Below are 15,670 nucleotides of genomic sequence, written 5' to 3'. Positions count from 1 at the left end.
TATTTTTGCGAAAAAAGGAGGCTTAGAAATGATTGATATTCACTGCCACATCCTCCCGTCAATGGATGATGGGGCAAGTAACCTGGACGACAGCATCGAAATGGCCAGGGCGGCTGTTCGTGAGGGAATCAGAACCATCATTGCAACCCCGCATCATAAGAATGGTTCATATGAAAACGAGCAAATCGCTGTCAGAGAAGCGGCAGACCTGTTAAACAAACGTTTAATGAAAGAGGAAATCCCGCTCACCGTACTGCCGGGACAGGAAATCAGAATCTACGGGGACTTGAAACGGGATTTGGCTGAAGGGCGGCTGCTGTCACTGAATGACACGAAATATATCCTGATTGAGTTTCCGTTTGATCATGTTCCGCGATATGCCGAGCAGCTTTTTTATGACTTGCAGCTGAAAGGATACGTTCCGGTTGTCGCGCATCCCGAACGCAATAGCGAAATTCGCGAAAATCCGTTCTTGCTGTATCATCTTATAGAAAAAGGAGCGGCATCTCAGTTAACAACCGGAAGCCTCGCAGGAGTTTTCGGGAAACAGATGAAAGCATTTTCGCTGCGGCTGGCTGAAGCCAATCTGATACACTTCTTAGCCTCAGATGCTCATAATCTGAAAACAAGAGACTTTCGCTATCAGGAGGCTCTCCGTGTTCTTGAGAAAGAATTCGGTACGGAATATTCTTATATGCTGACGGAAAATGCTGAGCTTCTTCTGCAAAATCATGCGATTTACAGGCAGGCACCGAAGCCGGTCAAAAGAAGAAAACGATTCGGGCTCTTTTGATCTGCAATTCTCATTTCCCCACTTTCTTTGTGAGAACGATATAATAGTATATTGTATGATTGAATCATATTTCAGAAATCTGTACAGGTTGTTTCCGGGAGATCATCCGCATTCATGTCAGGATATTCTCATACGATAATACGGAAGCTGTAAAGCAGCAATTTAACTGTTGGAGGGAAACAATGAATATAACAGTCATCGGAACAGGCTATGTCGGTCTTGTGACAGGTGTTTCTCTTTCTGAGATTGGCCATCATGTAACTTGCATTGATATTAACGCTCACAAGATTGAAGAAATGAGAAAAGGGATTTCCCCTATATTTGAACCGGGTCTTGAAGAGCTGATGAGAAAAAATATAGCTGATGGGCGGCTGAGCTTTGAAACGAGCTACGAGAAAGGCTTAGACCAGGCAGAGATTATTTTTATAGCGGTCGGCACACCGCAAAAAAACGACGGACATGCGAATCTGGAGCATATTACTGATGTGGCCAAGCGTATTGCCCGGCACGTGACGCGAGATGCGATCGTCGTAACGAAAAGCACAGTGCCTGTTGGAACAAATGATTGGATTTACGAGCTGATTACCAAACATCTTGCGGAGCCTGTCAGTATATCGATCGCATCCAACCCAGAATTTTTACGTGAAGGGTCAGCCATCCATGACACGTTTCATGGAGACAGGATTGTGATCGGAACAGCCGATCAGGACACCGCCAGAAAACTGGAAGAGCTCTTTCTTCCGCTCGATATCCCGGTTTACCAAACGGATATCAGAAGCGCCGAGATGATCAAATATGCTTCAAATGCCTTTCTGGCCACTAAGATCAGTTTTATAAATGAGATTTCGAATATATGTGAAAAGGTCGGCGCTGATATTGAATCTGTCGCATACGGCATGGGACAGGATAAGCGGATCGGGAGCCAGTTTTTAAAAGCGGGCATTGGCTACGGCGGTTCTTGTTTCCCGAAGGATACGAACGCCCTTGTGCAAATTGCGGGCAATGTCGAGCATGATTTTGAGCTGCTGAAATCGGTCATCAGGGTCAACAACAATCAGCAGGCGATGCTGGTTGATAAAGCGCTGAACAGGCTTGGCGGAGTGACGGGAAAAACGATCACCCTTTTGGGGCTGTCATTTAAACCGAACACGGACGATATGAGAGACGCGCCGTCGATTGTCATTGCTAACCGCCTCGCCGCACTAGACGCCCATATCAAAGCCTTCGATCCCATTGCCGTCAGCCATGCGAAGCATATTTTGCCGCAGGCTGTTGAATACAAAAAAACGATTGCGGAAGCCGTTAAGGGGGCAGACGCCGTCATGATTTTAACGGACTGGGATGAGATTAAACAATTTTCATTAGCAGATTATCATGATTTGATGGAGCAGCCGCTGATTTTTGACGGGCGAAATTGCTATTCATTAGAAGAGGCTGCTGCCGCCGGAGTGGAATACTATTCTGTAGGCCGGAAAGCAGTTGTTCCGGCAGGTGCAATGTCATAGATGCGTAAAGGAAGGACTGGCGGGATGCCGGTCTTTTTTTTGTATACGATGGATATATTCGCTAAGGTTTACCTATTGTGAAACTAGAGGGTGCCGCCTACAGATTTTCAGTTTGAGCAATACGCGGGCATAGGGACAGATGAATTCTTTGATTCATTCGGTTGGAATACGCGTATAAAGAACATCCCATCATGCTTTTACAAATTGATTCAGACGATGATATTGATTTGTTGTAGGGAGACGTCGGCATCGCAAATTTTTTCATCACACCTGATGATTTAAGGGGAAAAGACTTTTCAAACGTTCTGTACAATGGGGACTGCAGCTAATACAAGCTTTTGATCCAAAGGGTCACCCCTGCCGCCAATAGGGTCAGAAGCGGAAATGAAATAAGCCAAACAATAAAATCAGGCGCGGCTGAGTCAATACAGAACATAAATATGACCAATAAGCAGAGCACTGTAAGAGGCATTGACCAAAGGCCGTGTTTTCTAAACAATAAAGTGCCTGCCATTCCAAATAAAAAGAAGGACAGAAAAGGAAAAACCACGAAAAATAACATCATCGGACTGAAAAAACTCATTGTCATCCCTCCGTTTCACCTCTTAAACTTTACAAGATTTTACCACATAAGAAAATGAGCAGATCATCAAATCTGCCTCTTTCAAGTGTCTTTTTGACTAAGACTTTAGAATTTCTAACCATATAAAACGCTCGCATTGACCTTATAACGAACAAAAAAGAGACTTTAGACCTCCGTATTCAGAGCGTTATAAGCTTAAATTAAGCCGTTTACCCTATTTAAGCCGCCTACCGGCTATTTTAAAATATAATATATGGAAATAAAGTATGGAAAAGTCTCTCTTCATCAGCCCCTCCATACGACTTTTTGAGTATTAAGAGGTGATTCAGATGGGTTATGAAAGTATGCTAGCGGATATCAAAAGTTCGCTCAACGGAAAAATTTCCGGCGTGGAAGACAAGATCGAAAAGCTGAAAAAAGCAAAAAAGGACATAGACACACTGCAAGAAGAGGCAATTACTGAAATCAAAGAAATCGTAAAACCGGAATTGGGCAAGCACTGGACAGGAACAAAAGCGGATGATTTCGACAAGGGAAGAGAAGAGGCGAAATCGGAAGCATCTAAGATTGTGAATGATAAATATAACGAGTATATGGCTTCGATTAACGGTAAAATTTTTGATCTTGAATGGGATAAAGCTCAATATGCATCGGAATTGTTTGTAGCAAATGGTGCAGCAGATCTTCTTAAAAAGGGAGAAGAGTTCGCGGAAGAAGTCGGAAATACAATTAGTAAACTAAAATGGTGGTGATCTTTTTTTATGTCAGAAATTAAGCTGAAGTACGACACAGTCATCAAAACATTAGAGTCTGTCAAAGATGCGCTGGCTGACGTATCAATCGGCGCCGCGGGGTCCAATGGAAAAAACAAACTCGATTATACGAAAAAATATCATGAGCGTGAGGAGAACATCAAAACCATGCTCGGAGATTACAAAAAAGCGGTACAGAAAAATATCGAGGATACAAAGGATAACGTAGATTCACTGAAAGAGCAGGATGAGGCGATCGCAGTAAAATAGAAGAGAAAGGGCAGTGCGATGAGTAAAGTATTTGAATCACAATCTTTAATCGATGAAGCGAAAAATAGAAAAAAGCAATATGAGACGCTGGAAGAGCAGCTGAACACGCTAAAAAAGGCGTTTCAGGAAGTTGCTGATTTAGGTGACGATTTTAAAGGAAAAGGCGCGGACAATATTAAGGACTTCTTTCAGGGACAGGCGGAAATCGCCGACAGCTGGCTGACGCTTGTTTCTGCTCAAATTGCGTTTTTAAACGGCATTTCCGGTGATATTAAAGATCAAGAACTCAGTGATTCATATGTGGAGACGTCATTTTTGGATCATGAGCTCCCCAATGGAGACTTAAAAGCCTCAGAAATTGTCTCCGCTCATAAAGCAGAAATCGATTCTATTTTGTCAGGCATCAGCGATATTATTGATCTCGACATGTACACGCTTGACAACTATGCAGATAAGATGGGAGATGCCCAAAAAATCAGGCGTGACACGATTACGGCAGTCGATAAGCTTGATGAATCCCTGACCACTGAATATCAAAATTTGGAGTCTCTGGACAACGCAGTGCTCAGCAAATATTCTGTTCTCATGCAGGCCACCAGCAACGGGAAAAGCGCATCCCCTATGTACTATGACAAAAAAGCCTTCCACAGCAATGAAGTCTACAAAAGCGCCATTGAAGTGGAAAAACAGGGAACAACATATATCGATGCAAAAACCGAACAAGCAGAAGCAAGGCGTCTCCAGGAAAAAGCCGAGGAAGAAGCAAACAAACCATGGTACGAAAAAACATGGGATGGAGTTTGCACCTTTACTGGAGAAGTCACTGGCTATTATGATTATAAAAGAGCAACTGAAGGCGTTGACCCGGTTACCGGAGAAAAACTCTCCGCCGCAGAGCGTGTGACAGCAGGAGCGATGGCCGCTGCCGGATTCATACCAGTCGTCGGCTGGGCTGGCCGCGCCTTCAAAGGCGGAAAAGCCATCTACAAAACCGGAAAAGCAGCTATCGCGGCGGAACACGCTTTAGATGCCTACAAAACAGGCAAGTCTTTAGACATTCTAAAAATGTCAGAAATGGGCGCATACGGCCTTGTTGCGTCAAACGGATTCTCTGAAGCTGTCACAGGAAGAGATATGTTTGGTAACAAAGTGTCTGAGGAGAAGCGGAAGCAAGGGGCGCTGGAAGCTGCACTAAGCTTAGTTGGAGCAGGCGCATTGGCGAAACATATTGATAAAGGCATCCCGCTTGCAAAATCGCCACAAGTAGCAAAAGTTGAAAAAGGGAAAAAGATTCTAGATCAAGTAAAAGAATTCAAAGTACCGACGAATGTAAAAATTCGCGTTCATAAGACAGTCACACCGGATGGGACGACTTTCCCGATTGTTCATGCTGATGTGAAAACGAAAGCTGTGAAAGATCTTGGGATTGTGAAGATGGTGAGTAGTGGAAATACAAATATTGTAGACAAGATTAACTATGATTTAATAAAAAGGTATGTAAAAGATGTTGAGGCAAGAACATCTAGAAAAATACCAAAAAATCAGGTTGAAAAACTCAAAGAAGCTTTAAGAAAGAAAGAGTATAAAAAGTTAACTCCATTACAGACAAGAAAACATAGAAGAGCGTTTAATAAAATAAAGGATCAGCTTATTGAAGAGTGGGAGAAAAATACTGGTCAAACATGGCCAACTTACTCTGAAGACGTTATTTCTAAAAAGACTGGCGAACCGGTGAGAAAAAAAGGCGATAAGTATGATGCTCACCATATTATCGAAAACAGTTTTGAGGGAGAACATGAGTGGTGGAATATTCACCCAGCTAAGTTTCCTAATGAGCATCAATCTGGTATTCATGGAACGGGTTCACCTGCTAATGAACTATTCAAAGGAGGTAAATAATTGTGAAATATGATTTTGTTAAAAATTACAAAGAAAATATATTCTATCCAGTAAACGAGAATGAAATTATAGAAGTGGAAAATAAGTTAGGTTTAAGGTTACCTTATGATTTGAGACAATTTCTTCTGGAGGTTGGCTACGGCTTTCTGAAAAAATCAGAATATAATATTAATCGCATTCTTGGACCGGCTTCAATTAGAGACGCAAGATTAAAAGTTAATGACTTTGAATTTTATCCAGATATTGAAGTTTATGAGGAACTTGAAGAAGATAAAGTGATTTTTTTTGAGGCAAATGAAAGTGCTTTGTTACTAATTGAATTAGGCAATGAACAAAACAATTCAATATATTATGATGATATAAAAGTTGCAGATTCATTAGAAGAGTTTTTAAAAGAGCTTATGAAAAATGATAAGTATTATATGGATTTAATAGAGGATTAGACTTATAAGAGAAAATGGTTAGAAGAATAAAAAACCTTGATTGGCTACTGAAGCCTTTCAAGGTTTTTTTATAAATGAATTGTTTTTTCTGTTTTATTATTTCTAATAACTTGTTTGACTTTACTACGACACTGTTACACGAGAAAAACTCTCCAAAGCCGAACGCGTCACAGCCGGGGCCATGGCAGCCGCGGGGTACATCCCAGTCGTCGGCTGGGCAGGCCGGGCCTTCAAAGGCGGAAAAGCAGCTATCGCGGCCGCACACGCTTTAGACGCCTACAAAACAGGCAAATCCTTAAACATTCTCAAAATGTCAGAAATGGGCGCATACGGCCTCGTTGCTTCAAACGGATTCTCTGAAGCTGTCACAGGAAGAGATATGTTTGGAAACAAAGTGTCTGAGGAGAAGCGGAAGCATGGGGCGCTGGAAGCTGCGCTGAGTTTGGTTGGTGCCGGGGCGCTGGCGAAGTCGGTTGACAATACGTTATCGATGGGAAGAAATCTTGACAAGAGTTATTCTTTTTCTAAAATTAAGCAAAGTGGTCATATAAATAAAGAACAGATTGTTACTTCGACTGGCCATAAATTTGACTTAAAGCCAGAGAAGAAACAATTATATACGAAAAAAGTGAATAATGATAAGGTACAATCAAGTAAAAAAGCTGTCGATCCTGTTGAACACTCAGTAAGTTATTACAGAGTTCAAGGAGGAGGAGCAGGAAATAAAAAGTAAATAGTGACGGAAGCATTACTATTCCTATTAAAAATGCTGATTTAAACATAAGTGCTTACAATTTAGAACACGCTAAATATTATCGAGATGTAGCAAGACCAGGCGGAGAAATTGTAGAATTTAAGGTACCTAAAGAGGTTGATGATTTAATCAAGGAGACAGTCATTGATCAGTATGGATATACTAAAAACCCTCGTAACCAGGGGAGGACTGCTCCAAAGCTTGTTGATCCTACGACACCAGGAGTTAGTTATGAACTTCCGGCGGAACCATGGATAGAGTGGTTAGAGGAATATGGGCATTCAGCCAAAAAAATAGAATGAGAAAGTGGTGTTTTCGTTGTTATTAAAACCGGAGTATGCCCAAAATATAATAGTCGGGGTAAAGACTTCTTCTCAATTCTCATGGTATCTAACAGAAAGAGATGTTTGGATACTAGATATCATGAAATATAAAGAAGCCTATGAAAAAAACGGGTTTAGTTTTGATATGGACTTTGCTCTTTCTCTAAGAAATAACATTTCAGTTGTAAATGAAGATAATTATCGTCTTTATTTAAAAGAATATACTGACTATATTATCCCGTCTTCAGAATTAAAGAAGTTAGTTGAACATCAGGATTATGAAAGTACTATTCTAGAATTAAGGCCATCATTATATATAGACTTTAATCAAAAAATGCTTCTTTCGCTGTATCCTGAGTTATTACCTTTTGAGAATTATGTTCCTAATAATTGGACAGGGGTTCGGGAAGACTTTACTAGTTATATTCCTGAAGAGGATAGATACTGGATTTTTGATGATGTAAATTATATAGACAAAGTTTTTAATGAGAAAGAGAGTAAAGGAGAAAATAAAATGTCAAAAGATGATAGCTTGGTAATAATAAATGAAAACTTTAAAAAGGAGGGTAGTGAAGAAGATATAGAAGGATTAACAATAATGATTGATGGGGTTATAAAGCAGGTTTTTAATAAAATTAGAAATGAAAGAAATTATAACAGTAATAATGAAGTAATGAGAGATATTATATTTGAAGGAATTAATAGTATAGTTAAAAAATCTTAAGGCATTATTAAAAACAAATAAACGCTTCGAGTTGGTTTGATTTTCTACCTTGATTGGCACTGAAGCCTTTCAAGGTTTTTTTATTAGATTGTTGTTTTCTGTTTTATATAGCGTAAATAAGTATAGGCTTTGAACGCGTCACAGTCGGCACCATGGCCGCAGCCGGATTCATACCGGTCGTCGGCTGGGCAGGCCGCGCCTTCAAAGGCGGAAAAGCCATCTACGAAACCGGAAAAGCTGCGATCGCGGCAGAGCATGCATTGGATGCCTACAAAACAGGCAAATCCCTAGACATTCTCAAAATGTCAGAAATGGGCGCATACGGCCTCGTTGCTTCAAACGGATTCTCTGAAGCTGTCACAGGAAGAGATATGTTTGGAAACAAAGTGTCTGAAGAGAAGCGGAAGACGGGTGCGCTGGAGGCGGCGTTGAGCTTGGTTGGCGCAGGTGCATTGGCGAAACACATTAATAAAGGCATCCCGCTTGCAAAATCACCACAAGTGATAAAAGCTGAAAAAGGGAATAAGATTCTTGATCAAGTAAAAGAATTCAAAGTGCCAACGAATGTAAAAATTCACGTTCATAAGACAGTCACACCGGATGGGACGACTTTCCCGATTGTTCATGCTGATGTGAAAACGAAAGCTGTGAAAGATCTTGGGATTGTTAAAATGGCGACTAGTACGAAAAATAGGGGTTCAGGTTCAGTCGATAACTCAAGAATAGATCGATCAAAGCTACATAGTACTTATGAAGAAAGACTTGCACAAACACCAGTTAATAATGGAAAATGGACAGGAGAACGTGGTGAATCAACATTTATACATGAAAATGACAAAGTAAATGAAATTCTTATTGAAGTTAAAAAAGATGGTATTGATTATTCGAATGCCATCCCTGATTTCTCACCTGTAAGTAAAGGAAAAGTAGAAATTGAAGGTATGTCAACAGATAGAAATAGGAATTTTAAAAAGGCGGATGAATTGCTTGCTGAAGAGTGGGGGGTAACTACTAAAGAAGTGAAAAAGTTTCGGAAACAGAATAAACTCACATGGCATGAACTTAATGATATGAGATCGATGGAACTTGTGCCTTCTATTATTAATAGTAAGTTCGGCCACTTAGGTGGAGTTTCTGAAGTTGGTAAAGCTGAAAAAAATTATTAGAGGGTGAAATTGATGGATAAAATTAATCATGAAGTTTTTGGTGAATTAAGTTATGACTATGGTTGGAAACGTGAGTTAAAAGTTAATTTGTTTGGACATGAATGGTTGCTAATACTGGATATTGACAGTGATGAGGACGCAGAATTTGAAGATGCTCAAGTAAATGCTTATCAACAATTTTTCAAAAATAAAGATATTCTTTTAAAAAGCGCAGAGGATGCTATTCTAAAGTATTATCTAGATGTAAATGATGATTATAGACAAAGACTAGGTGTTGAATTTGCAGATGAAAAAGCACCTATTTTGACTACGAAAGAAGAATTAGTTAATTTGATTATTCCAACACAATTAATATTCCCTATGGTGTTTGATGAGGATGTAAGACAAGTTGGATTGTTACTTGACTGTTCTTGGGAACCCGAGCACGGTCTTGCTGTGAAATTTGAGAATGAAGAGGTAGTTGAAGTAGGATTCCAAGATATAGTTTTATAAAATTACTTGTAAAGAAGATTAAACAATGTTTTAAACAAGAATAGAGAAATACAAAATTTTAATATAGTAACCTAATTAAATAAAAAAGCAATAATTGTGACAGGTCTATTATGGTTAGATAGCCATTATCATTGACCTGTTCTTTTTGATTTATTACTTGAGACATTCATCATATTAAACTTTCAGGATATGTGGTAATCATAATGTTGGAAAGGAATAAGAAATTACCGGATTAGGTAATCAAATTGCGAATAGGCTAGAAACATTCAGAAATGAATCTTGAAGGTGACAAGATGTTATTACCAGAAGAATTTAATAGAAACTGGGATGCTAATAAAAATGGTCCATTATTAAAGTTTTCATATGATGATCTAATAGAGACTCCTTTTTCGGAGGAATTTAAACGATTTTTATCTTTAGGTGGCTTACCTGAAACACCTCCACCTTATTTAGATTTTACTTCCTCTCAATCATCATTTAAACCAATTACAAGTATCTTTGATATGTCTAAAGCATTTCGAAAATATTGGTTGTTAGGATCCACTGGTTCTGGAGATCCAATATGTATTATTGAAAATAACGAGAGAATCGTTTATCTAAATAATGGTGATGAATATAAAGAAGTATTTATTAACTCTTCAATAAATCAATTTGCAGAATGTATATTACTTTTCTCAGAAATGATTGACAACGCTATACAAATAAATGGTGAGGATGCCTTTATTGATAATGATATTCCAGAATATGTAGTAGAGTGGTTGAAAGAAGAACTCAAAAGAGTAGACTCTAATTGTATAAAAGAAGGAAGCTTTTGGGATATTGAAATAGAAAATTTATATGAATAAGGGAGATATTAACAGCCTGAACTTGCCGTATGTCGGCAAGTTTTTTTAGAATAATGATCTTACAGATAGATTAACAATGTGGAGTACAAGGAGAAGCAGGATGGGCAGAGATCAAATTTTTCAATTGCAGCCCTTAAAATTCTGTGATGGCTTCATTTTAGGGATGAAGAAAAAAACAGGAGATGATGAGGCGCATAACGGTCGACGCTGTTAAGCCAAATGAACAGCAGCCGGAGATCGACCATCATTTGCAGAAAGAAAACTCTCAATCCGGTTACTTGAATTTCGTTCACAGAGGCTGGCGGGACAGCAGAGGGGATGGTTTTTTCAGCTGCGATATGAAGACAGACCCGAACCAAACGATGTATTTGCTTGTCACTTATTTAGGATTCTTTTTATCTTGGAAAATGCCGCGATCTGAGGAATGGATACACGTCAAAACAAACTCGCCTCAAGATAAGCAATTTGCCAGAATGTCAGGAAACACGCTGCAAATCAAAAACGTGATCAAAAATGATGCAGGCAAAGAAACAATTTATATGACAAATTGCTTTTCTGGCCCAAAATAAAAAGCACCCTTTGAGGGTGCTTTTTCTATAAATGAGGAACTACAAGCCCTCCATATAAAAATGCCGCGATAATCAGGAAAGCCGGATGCAGTTTGAATTTTGTCATGCAAAGGAGGGAAATGCCCGCAATCACTAAGGATTGAATCCAGCCGATGGCTTTGATGCCGTCTGCGCCGATTTGCCAAGTGAGAATAAGCATCATGACAGCGATAACAGGCTGAACAGACAGCGTCATGCCTTTGATCACGGGTGATTGGCGAAAGCGCTGAATGATGCGCAGCAGGACGATCAGCGCGAACGCGGACGGCACAACAGTTGCAATCAGCGCAATCAGAAAGCCGGGCCAGCCGCCTGCACTGTAGCCGACATAAGCGGCGATTTTGGTTGCGATCGGGCCCGGCAATGCATTCGCAAGTGCGAGCATGTTAGAGAATTGGTCGTTTGACAGCCAGCCGTATCTGTTTACGACTTCTTCAAACATCAGCGGGATAGAGGCTGGGCCGCCGCCATATCCCAGAACGTTTGCGATAAAAAATGCTGTGAATAAAAACATAATGATCATGAGGCGGACATTCCTTTATCTTTTGAATGTTTATTTGTGATTTTGTCTTTCAGTTTAAAATGAAATGCCCCGTATGCTAAGAATATGATAATGACAATGCCGGGGTTGATCTGTAACAATTGCAGTCCGATAAAAGCGATGATAAAAAACAGGATTCCGGTGACCCAGCCAAATCCTTTGAGCGCTTTTTGCCCAAACTCGTATGCCATGATACCGAGCATTACGGCGATAACCGGCGTTACTGCGCCAATCATGCCGGCAACAACTGCCGAGTGGCTTAAGACGTTTACAGCCGCAAATAAGGCAACCATCGCAAGGCATGTAGGCAAAATGTGGGCAAGAGTAGCGACAATTGCGCCTAGCGTGCCTTTTAGTTTGAATCCCAGATATGCCGCCATCTTGGTGGCGATCGGTCCGGGGAGTGCATTGGCGATGGCTAATATTTCTCCAAATTCATCATCATCTATCCATTTATACTTATTCACCGCTTCATGGCGGATCAGCGGAATCACCGATGGCCCGCCCCCGAAGCCTAAGATTCCGGTGCGCACCATTGCGGCCGTCATATCCCGATAAGGGTGGTTTTTCATTAGTTTCTCTCCTTTACAGCTTCATTCCCATACGGCTTTTGTACCGTTTGATCAGCATTTGGCAATCAACGCTGACGACACCCTGAAGCGGATACAGCCGTTTTGTTAAAAACTCTTCCATTTCCTGATCATTCGCGAAAATTCCGTGCATGTGAAGCTTGCTCGGGCCAGTCATGTGATAAAGGCTGGTGACTGCGGGTTCTTCTTCAAGCTTTAGAGCGACTTCTTCCAGGAATTGCGGCTCTACCTCGACATTAAAAAACACGGATACATGAATGCCGATTTTAGCTGGATTGATCACCGCTGTGAATTTTTCAATAACGCCTGCTTCAATCAGCTGATTAATACGTGATTGAACTGCAACACGTGATAAATCGACTCTTTTGCCAAGATCCGTATAAGAAATCCTTCCTTCCTCATGCAAAATGGTAAGGATCTGTTTGTCTATCTCATCAAGAACAAGGTTGGGGATTTGATATTCATTGCCCATTTGTTCCACCTGCTTTCGTTTGACTTTTAGTCAATATTTTATCATATAAGTTTCATTTCGTAAGAGATAATTTAAATTTATTTTCATAATGAACAATAAAATATTTTTATGTTTACGAAAAGGAGGAAGTTCGTCAGCTTTTCTTCCGGGGCAGTAGATGCGAAAACTCAGGCTCTCTATACTGAAGAAAATCCCTTGCAAAGGAGACTTGTGATGAACAGATCTATTATCGGCACTAAGCAAATGGTCGTCAGTCCGCATTACCTCGCATCACAAGCGGGAAACCGCATTCTGGAGAAGGGAGGAAACGCATTTGACGCCGCTGTCGCCGTGAGCGCTTGTCTGGCGGTTGTCTATCCGCATATGACGGGGCTTGGAGGAGATTCCTTTTGGCTGACCTTTCATCAAAAAACAAAGGCGGTAAGAGTGTACAATGGCAGCGGCCGTTCAGGAAAAAATGTGACGAGAGACGTGTATAAGGGGAAAAATGAGATCCCGCTGCGGGGGATCGACAGCGCAATTACCGTACCGGGAATGGTCGATAGCTGGGAGGCCGTGCTGAAGACATACGGACGGATGTCGCTTTCTGATGTATTGGAGCCTGCACTCCATTATGCTGAAAATGGTTTTCCTGTATCTGCAGATCAGTGCCGGCATACAGCGGCGAATCTTGAATTGCTGGCGTCAACACCTTACACCGCTGATATCTTCACGAAAAACGGCAAAGCACCGGTCCCCGGTGAACGGTTTGTGCAAAAAGAGCTTGGGAACAGTCTGAACATGATTGCTGAAAGAGGAAGAAGCGCATTTTATGAAGGGGATATCGCTCAGCGGATTGTCTCGTATTTACAGCATAATGGCAGCTATATGACGCTTGATGACTTTACAGCACACAGGGGTGAGTGGATGGAGCCTATATCCTGTGATTACCGGGGGTGCACCGTCTATCAGGCGCCCCCAAATTCTCAAGGTTTTACGGGTTTACTGACGCTGAATATTCTGGAAAACTATGATTTCAGCCAAATTGAACATGGTTCATTTACCTATTATCATGTGCTCGTGGAGGCACTGAAAAAGAGTTTTCTGGATCGGAATGCCGTTCTGACTGATCCGGCGTTTGCTGATATTCCGCTGGAAAGCCTCTTGGACAAAAGCTATGCCAAGCAGCTGGCGGAAGAAATCGGTTATATAGCTGAACCGGCGGAAAGCAGACCGATTGGCAGTGATACCGCCTATGCCGCGGTGATGGATTCGGATGGCAACGCGGTGTCATTCATTCAAAGCCTTTACTTTGAATTTGGCTCGGCTGTTACTGCTGGGGATACAGGCATTCTCATACAGAATCGCGGATCATTTTTCTCATTGGATGAAAATCATGTCAACACACTTGAGCCGAGAAAGCGCAGTTTCCATACGCTGATGCCGGCTATGGTCTGTAAGAACGGGAAACCGAAGATTCTGTACGGTACGCAAGGGGGCGAAGGCCAGCCGCAGACTCAGACCGCGATTATCACCCGAATGCTGGACTATGGAATGCATCCTCAGCAGGCAATTAGCGAACCGCGCTGGGTATGGGGCAGAACGTGGGGCGAGGATTATGAAGGTCTCAGAGTTGAGAACAGAATTGCAGAGGAGACGGTCGACATGCTAAAAGAAAGCGGCCATCTCGTGGAGACAGTCAGTGATTATGACCCGCTGATGGGCCATGCCGCAGCAATCGCAGTGGATGAGGAGGGCTTTCTCCAAGGAGGAGCCGACCCAAGGGGGGATGGGGCGGCTGTTGGGATTTAAGATACGAAGAAGAACATACTCATATAAATAAAAATGACCAGAAACAGTGCCGCACCAAATAATGAGTGTACATATTGTTTTTCTTCACGCTCATATTTCCATTCCATAAGAGCACGTAAACAATTAATGACGAAAAGATATAAAATGAGCATATACTCTGGCGGAAAACGCAAAAGAGAAAATCCCAGTAAAATGAGCAGAACGATTTCCAGCACCCCTTGTATACTGTTCACCGGTTTATACCACCAACGGGGTTTGGGAATGCCGCGTTTACTGGCGAAAATATAAAAAGATGTACTGAAAGCAGCTGCGATCAGTATTAAAATTAAGAAATGAGTGCCTGTCATACCAATCCCTCCTAAACTCATCTCTTTATACGTTCGGGGGAGAGAAAATGTTTCATAGAAAAACACCCGGGGATTACTCCGGGTGTTGCATTTTTACAGGATGTGTCTGCTGCTGAAAAATGGTTTTCATTTTATCCCATGCGATTTCTGTGTTTTCATCGAGATCAAAGAGGCCTGAATTGCCGATGATAAAAATGTCATTCCCAGCTTCCGCAAGCATGCGGAAGGTTTTTTCATTACAGGAGCCGTCAACTTCAATGGCATACGTATAATGATTTGTTTCTCTCCACTCTTTAGCCGCGCGGATTTTTCCAGTCATTTCTGCGATAAACGGCTGCCCGGCAAAACCCGGATCAACGGTCATAATCGTCAGTTTATCAATCAAATGCACATAAGGGCTGATCCACTCTAGCGGAGTGGCCGGGTTCAATACAATCCCGACCTTTGCGCCATGATCTTTGATTTTGTGTATCAGCCGAAACGCCGCACGGTTAATGGTTTCGGCATGAACGCTAATGTAATCAGCACCGGCCTCTGCTGTCATATCGATAAAATCCTCCGGCCTTTCAACCATCAGGTGGGCATCAATCGGGAGAGCTGTCATCGTTCTGAGCTGGCTGATGAAAAATGGAGACAGCGTAATGTTTTTGACAAAATGGCCGTCCATGATATCAACATGATACATATTGGCACGGCTGTTTAGAATGGTGATCTGCTCGTTGAATTTTGTTAAATCCATACACATCAGAGAAGGTGAAAATAAATGTTTCAT

Annotated in this window: 18 protein-coding genes and 4 pseudogenes; 16 read left to right on the top strand and 6 right to left on the bottom strand. The window is 41.4% G+C overall.

Features of this window, described 5'->3' with window-relative positions; translation table 11 throughout:
- The first annotated feature begins 28 nt into the window (after positions 1–28).
- The 3 genes and pseudogenes from NSS75_RS19505 to NSS75_RS19495 all read left to right on the top strand — a co-directional run.
- Positions 29–793 carry a tyrosine-protein phosphatase gene (locus tag NSS75_RS19505; protein WP_326323715.1) on the top strand — a complete coding sequence of 255 codons (765 nt, stop codon included), beginning with the start codon at positions 29–31 and terminating at the stop codon, positions 791–793.
- 182 nt (positions 794–975) lie between these two features.
- Positions 976–2,298: a UDP-glucose/GDP-mannose dehydrogenase family protein gene (locus tag NSS75_RS19500; protein WP_106019688.1), complete on the top strand. Its 1,323-nt coding sequence runs from the start codon at positions 976–978 to the stop codon at positions 2,296–2,298.
- Between the two features lie 96 nt (positions 2,299–2,394).
- A pseudogene (locus tag NSS75_RS19495) lies at positions 2,395–2,627 on the top strand (DUF1963 domain-containing protein); the annotation flags it as partial.
- Here the strand turns inward: NSS75_RS19495 and NSS75_RS19490 are convergent.
- Complete coding sequence (locus NSS75_RS19490) at positions 2,624–2,881, bottom strand: hypothetical protein (RefSeq protein WP_339234557.1); 258 nt, start codon at positions 2,879–2,881, stop codon at positions 2,624–2,626. The pseudogene NSS75_RS19495 and the gene NSS75_RS19490 sit on opposite strands and share 4 nt — an antisense overlap.
- A 329-nt stretch (positions 2,882–3,210) precedes the next feature.
- On the opposite strand from NSS75_RS19490, the gene NSS75_RS19485 reads away from it, so the two are divergent.
- The 12 genes and pseudogenes from NSS75_RS19485 (at position 3,211) to NSS75_RS19430 (ending at position 11,118) form a co-directional block, all read left to right on the top strand.
- Entirely contained in the window at positions 3,211–3,633 is a 423-nt protein-coding gene (locus NSS75_RS19485) for a DUF5082 family protein (RefSeq protein WP_339234555.1), read from the top strand.
- Between the two features lie 9 nt (positions 3,634–3,642).
- Positions 3,643–3,903 (top strand): YwqI/YxiC family protein, encoded by a 261-nt coding sequence (locus tag NSS75_RS19480; RefSeq protein ID WP_044159631.1) that lies wholly within the window; start codon positions 3,643–3,645, stop codon positions 3,901–3,903.
- Positions 3,904–3,921: 18 nt separating this feature from the next.
- Positions 3,922–5,802 (top strand): T7SS effector LXG polymorphic toxin, encoded by a 1,881-nt coding sequence (locus NSS75_RS19475; protein ID WP_103671899.1) that lies wholly within the window; start codon positions 3,922–3,924, stop codon positions 5,800–5,802.
- Between the two features lie 2 nt (positions 5,803–5,804).
- On the top strand, positions 5,805–6,245 hold the full coding sequence (locus tag NSS75_RS19470; protein ID WP_101859839.1) for an SMI1/KNR4 family protein: 441 nt from the start codon (positions 5,805–5,807) through the stop codon (positions 6,243–6,245).
- 127 nt (positions 6,246–6,372) lie between these two features.
- Positions 6,373–6,678, top strand: a pseudogene (locus NSS75_RS19465) (pre-toxin TG domain-containing protein); the annotation flags it as partial.
- A 639-nt stretch (positions 6,679–7,317) separates the two neighbouring features.
- Positions 7,318–8,046, top strand: a complete 729-nt coding sequence (locus NSS75_RS19460) for a hypothetical protein (protein ID WP_326231318.1) — start codon at positions 7,318–7,320, stop codon at positions 8,044–8,046.
- Positions 8,047–8,177: 131 nt separating this feature from the next.
- Positions 8,178–8,489 (top strand): annotated as a pseudogene (locus NSS75_RS19455) (transposase); the annotation flags it as partial.
- Between the two features lie 228 nt (positions 8,490–8,717).
- Entirely contained in the window at positions 8,718–9,212 is a 495-nt protein-coding gene (locus NSS75_RS19450) for an HNH endonuclease (protein WP_326231331.1), read from the top strand.
- A 12-nt stretch (positions 9,213–9,224) separates the two neighbouring features.
- Positions 9,225–9,704 (top strand): hypothetical protein, encoded by a 480-nt coding sequence (locus NSS75_RS19445; RefSeq protein ID WP_339234549.1) that lies wholly within the window; start codon positions 9,225–9,227, stop codon positions 9,702–9,704.
- A 293-nt stretch (positions 9,705–9,997) separates the two neighbouring features.
- Complete coding sequence (locus tag NSS75_RS19440) at positions 9,998–10,549, top strand: SUKH-4 family immunity protein (protein WP_339234546.1); 552 nt, start codon at positions 9,998–10,000, stop codon at positions 10,547–10,549.
- Between the two features lie 182 nt (positions 10,550–10,731).
- Positions 10,732–10,878: pseudogene (locus NSS75_RS19435) on the top strand (DUF6805 domain-containing protein); the annotation flags it as partial.
- A gap of 33 nt (positions 10,879–10,911) precedes the next feature.
- Positions 10,912–11,118 (top strand): hypothetical protein, encoded by a 207-nt coding sequence (locus NSS75_RS19430; protein WP_339237700.1) that lies wholly within the window; start codon positions 10,912–10,914, stop codon positions 11,116–11,118.
- A 25-nt stretch (positions 11,119–11,143) separates the two neighbouring features.
- Here the strand turns inward: NSS75_RS19430 and NSS75_RS19425 are convergent, their stop codons facing one another.
- Genes NSS75_RS19425 through chrS form a run of 3 tightly spaced genes read right to left on the bottom strand, consistent with a single transcriptional unit; the run spans position 11,144 to position 12,760 of the window.
- Complete coding sequence (locus NSS75_RS19425) at positions 11,144–11,680, bottom strand: chromate transporter (protein ID WP_069486818.1); 537 nt, start codon at positions 11,678–11,680, stop codon at positions 11,144–11,146.
- On the bottom strand, positions 11,677–12,270 hold the full coding sequence (gene chrB, locus NSS75_RS19420; RefSeq protein ID WP_024123093.1) for a chromate efflux transporter subunit ChrB: 594 nt from the start codon (positions 12,268–12,270) through the stop codon (positions 11,677–11,679). The genes NSS75_RS19425 and chrB overlap by 4 nt, the downstream gene beginning before the upstream one ends.
- Positions 12,271–12,283: 13 nt before the next feature.
- Complete coding sequence (chrS, locus tag NSS75_RS19415) at positions 12,284–12,760, bottom strand: chromate efflux transcriptional regulator ChrS (RefSeq protein ID WP_024123092.1); 477 nt, start codon at positions 12,758–12,760, stop codon at positions 12,284–12,286.
- 213 nt (positions 12,761–12,973) lie between these two features.
- On the opposite strand from chrS, the gene ggt reads away from it, so the two are divergent.
- The gene (gene ggt, locus NSS75_RS19410) at positions 12,974–14,551 is read left to right on the top strand and encodes a gamma-glutamyltransferase (protein WP_339234542.1); all 1,578 of its coding nucleotides are present in this window, start codon (positions 12,974–12,976) and stop codon (positions 14,549–14,551) included.
- On the opposite strand, the gene NSS75_RS19405 is transcribed toward ggt, so the two are convergent.
- Complete coding sequence (locus NSS75_RS19405) at positions 14,548–14,898, bottom strand: DUF4181 domain-containing protein (protein ID WP_198098095.1); 351 nt, start codon at positions 14,896–14,898, stop codon at positions 14,548–14,550. The genes ggt and NSS75_RS19405 overlap by 4 nt on opposite strands.
- A 73-nt stretch (positions 14,899–14,971) precedes the next feature.
- Positions 14,972–15,670, bottom strand: coding sequence for a D-allulose 6-phosphate 3-epimerase (alsE, locus tag NSS75_RS19400; protein ID WP_095712859.1), 699 nt, complete (start codon positions 15,668–15,670; stop codon positions 14,972–14,974).

Origin of the sequence: Bacillus sp. FSL K6-1012 (assembly GCF_037964915.1) — a bacterium.
In the GTDB taxonomy this organism is placed as follows: domain Bacteria; phylum Bacillota; class Bacilli; order Bacillales; family Bacillaceae; genus Bacillus; species Bacillus halotolerans.
The sequence above is the reverse complement of the archived record's forward strand: the minus strand, read 5'-3'. Positions and strand labels throughout refer to the sequence as shown.

Excerpts from the sequence above, each read along its gene's own strand:
- NSS75_RS19405 (WP_198098095.1), bottom strand. The coding sequence starts at position 14,898 with ATGACAGGCACTCATTTCTTAATTTTAATACTGATCGCAGCTGCTTTC.
- chrS (WP_024123092.1), bottom strand. The coding sequence starts at position 12,760 with ATGGGCAATGAATATCAAATCCCCAACCTTGTTCTTGATGAGATAGAC.
- NSS75_RS19425 (WP_069486818.1), bottom strand. The coding sequence starts at position 11,680 with ATGATCATTATGTTTTTATTCACAGCATTTTTTATCGCAAACGTTCTG.
- NSS75_RS19505 (WP_326323715.1), top strand. The coding sequence starts at position 29 with ATGATTGATATTCACTGCCACATCCTCCCGTCAATGGATGATGGGGCA.
- ggt (WP_339234542.1), top strand. The coding sequence starts at position 12,974 with ATGAACAGATCTATTATCGGCACTAAGCAAATGGTCGTCAGTCCGCAT.
- NSS75_RS19480 (WP_044159631.1), top strand. The coding sequence starts at position 3,643 with ATGTCAGAAATTAAGCTGAAGTACGACACAGTCATCAAAACATTAGAG.
- NSS75_RS19500 (WP_106019688.1), top strand. The coding sequence starts at position 976 with ATGAATATAACAGTCATCGGAACAGGCTATGTCGGTCTTGTGACAGGT.
- NSS75_RS19430 (WP_339237700.1), top strand. The coding sequence starts at position 10,912 with ATGTATTTGCTTGTCACTTATTTAGGATTCTTTTTATCTTGGAAAATG.
- NSS75_RS19485 (WP_339234555.1), top strand. The coding sequence starts at position 3,211 with ATGGGTTATGAAAGTATGCTAGCGGATATCAAAAGTTCGCTCAACGGA.
- NSS75_RS19490 (WP_339234557.1), bottom strand. The coding sequence starts at position 2,881 with ATGAGTTTTTTCAGTCCGATGATGTTATTTTTCGTGGTTTTTCCTTTT.
- alsE (WP_095712859.1), bottom strand. The coding sequence starts at position 15,670 with ATGAAACATTTATTTTCACCTTCTCTGATGTGTATGGATTTAACAAAA.
- chrB (WP_024123093.1), bottom strand. The coding sequence starts at position 12,270 with ATGAAAAACCACCCTTATCGGGATATGACGGCCGCAATGGTGCGCACC.
- NSS75_RS19450 (WP_326231331.1), top strand. The coding sequence starts at position 8,718 with ATGGCGACTAGTACGAAAAATAGGGGTTCAGGTTCAGTCGATAACTCA.
- NSS75_RS19440 (WP_339234546.1), top strand. The coding sequence starts at position 9,998 with ATGTTATTACCAGAAGAATTTAATAGAAACTGGGATGCTAATAAAAAT.
- NSS75_RS19475 (WP_103671899.1), top strand. The coding sequence starts at position 3,922 with ATGAGTAAAGTATTTGAATCACAATCTTTAATCGATGAAGCGAAAAAT.
- NSS75_RS19445 (WP_339234549.1), top strand. The coding sequence starts at position 9,225 with ATGGATAAAATTAATCATGAAGTTTTTGGTGAATTAAGTTATGACTAT.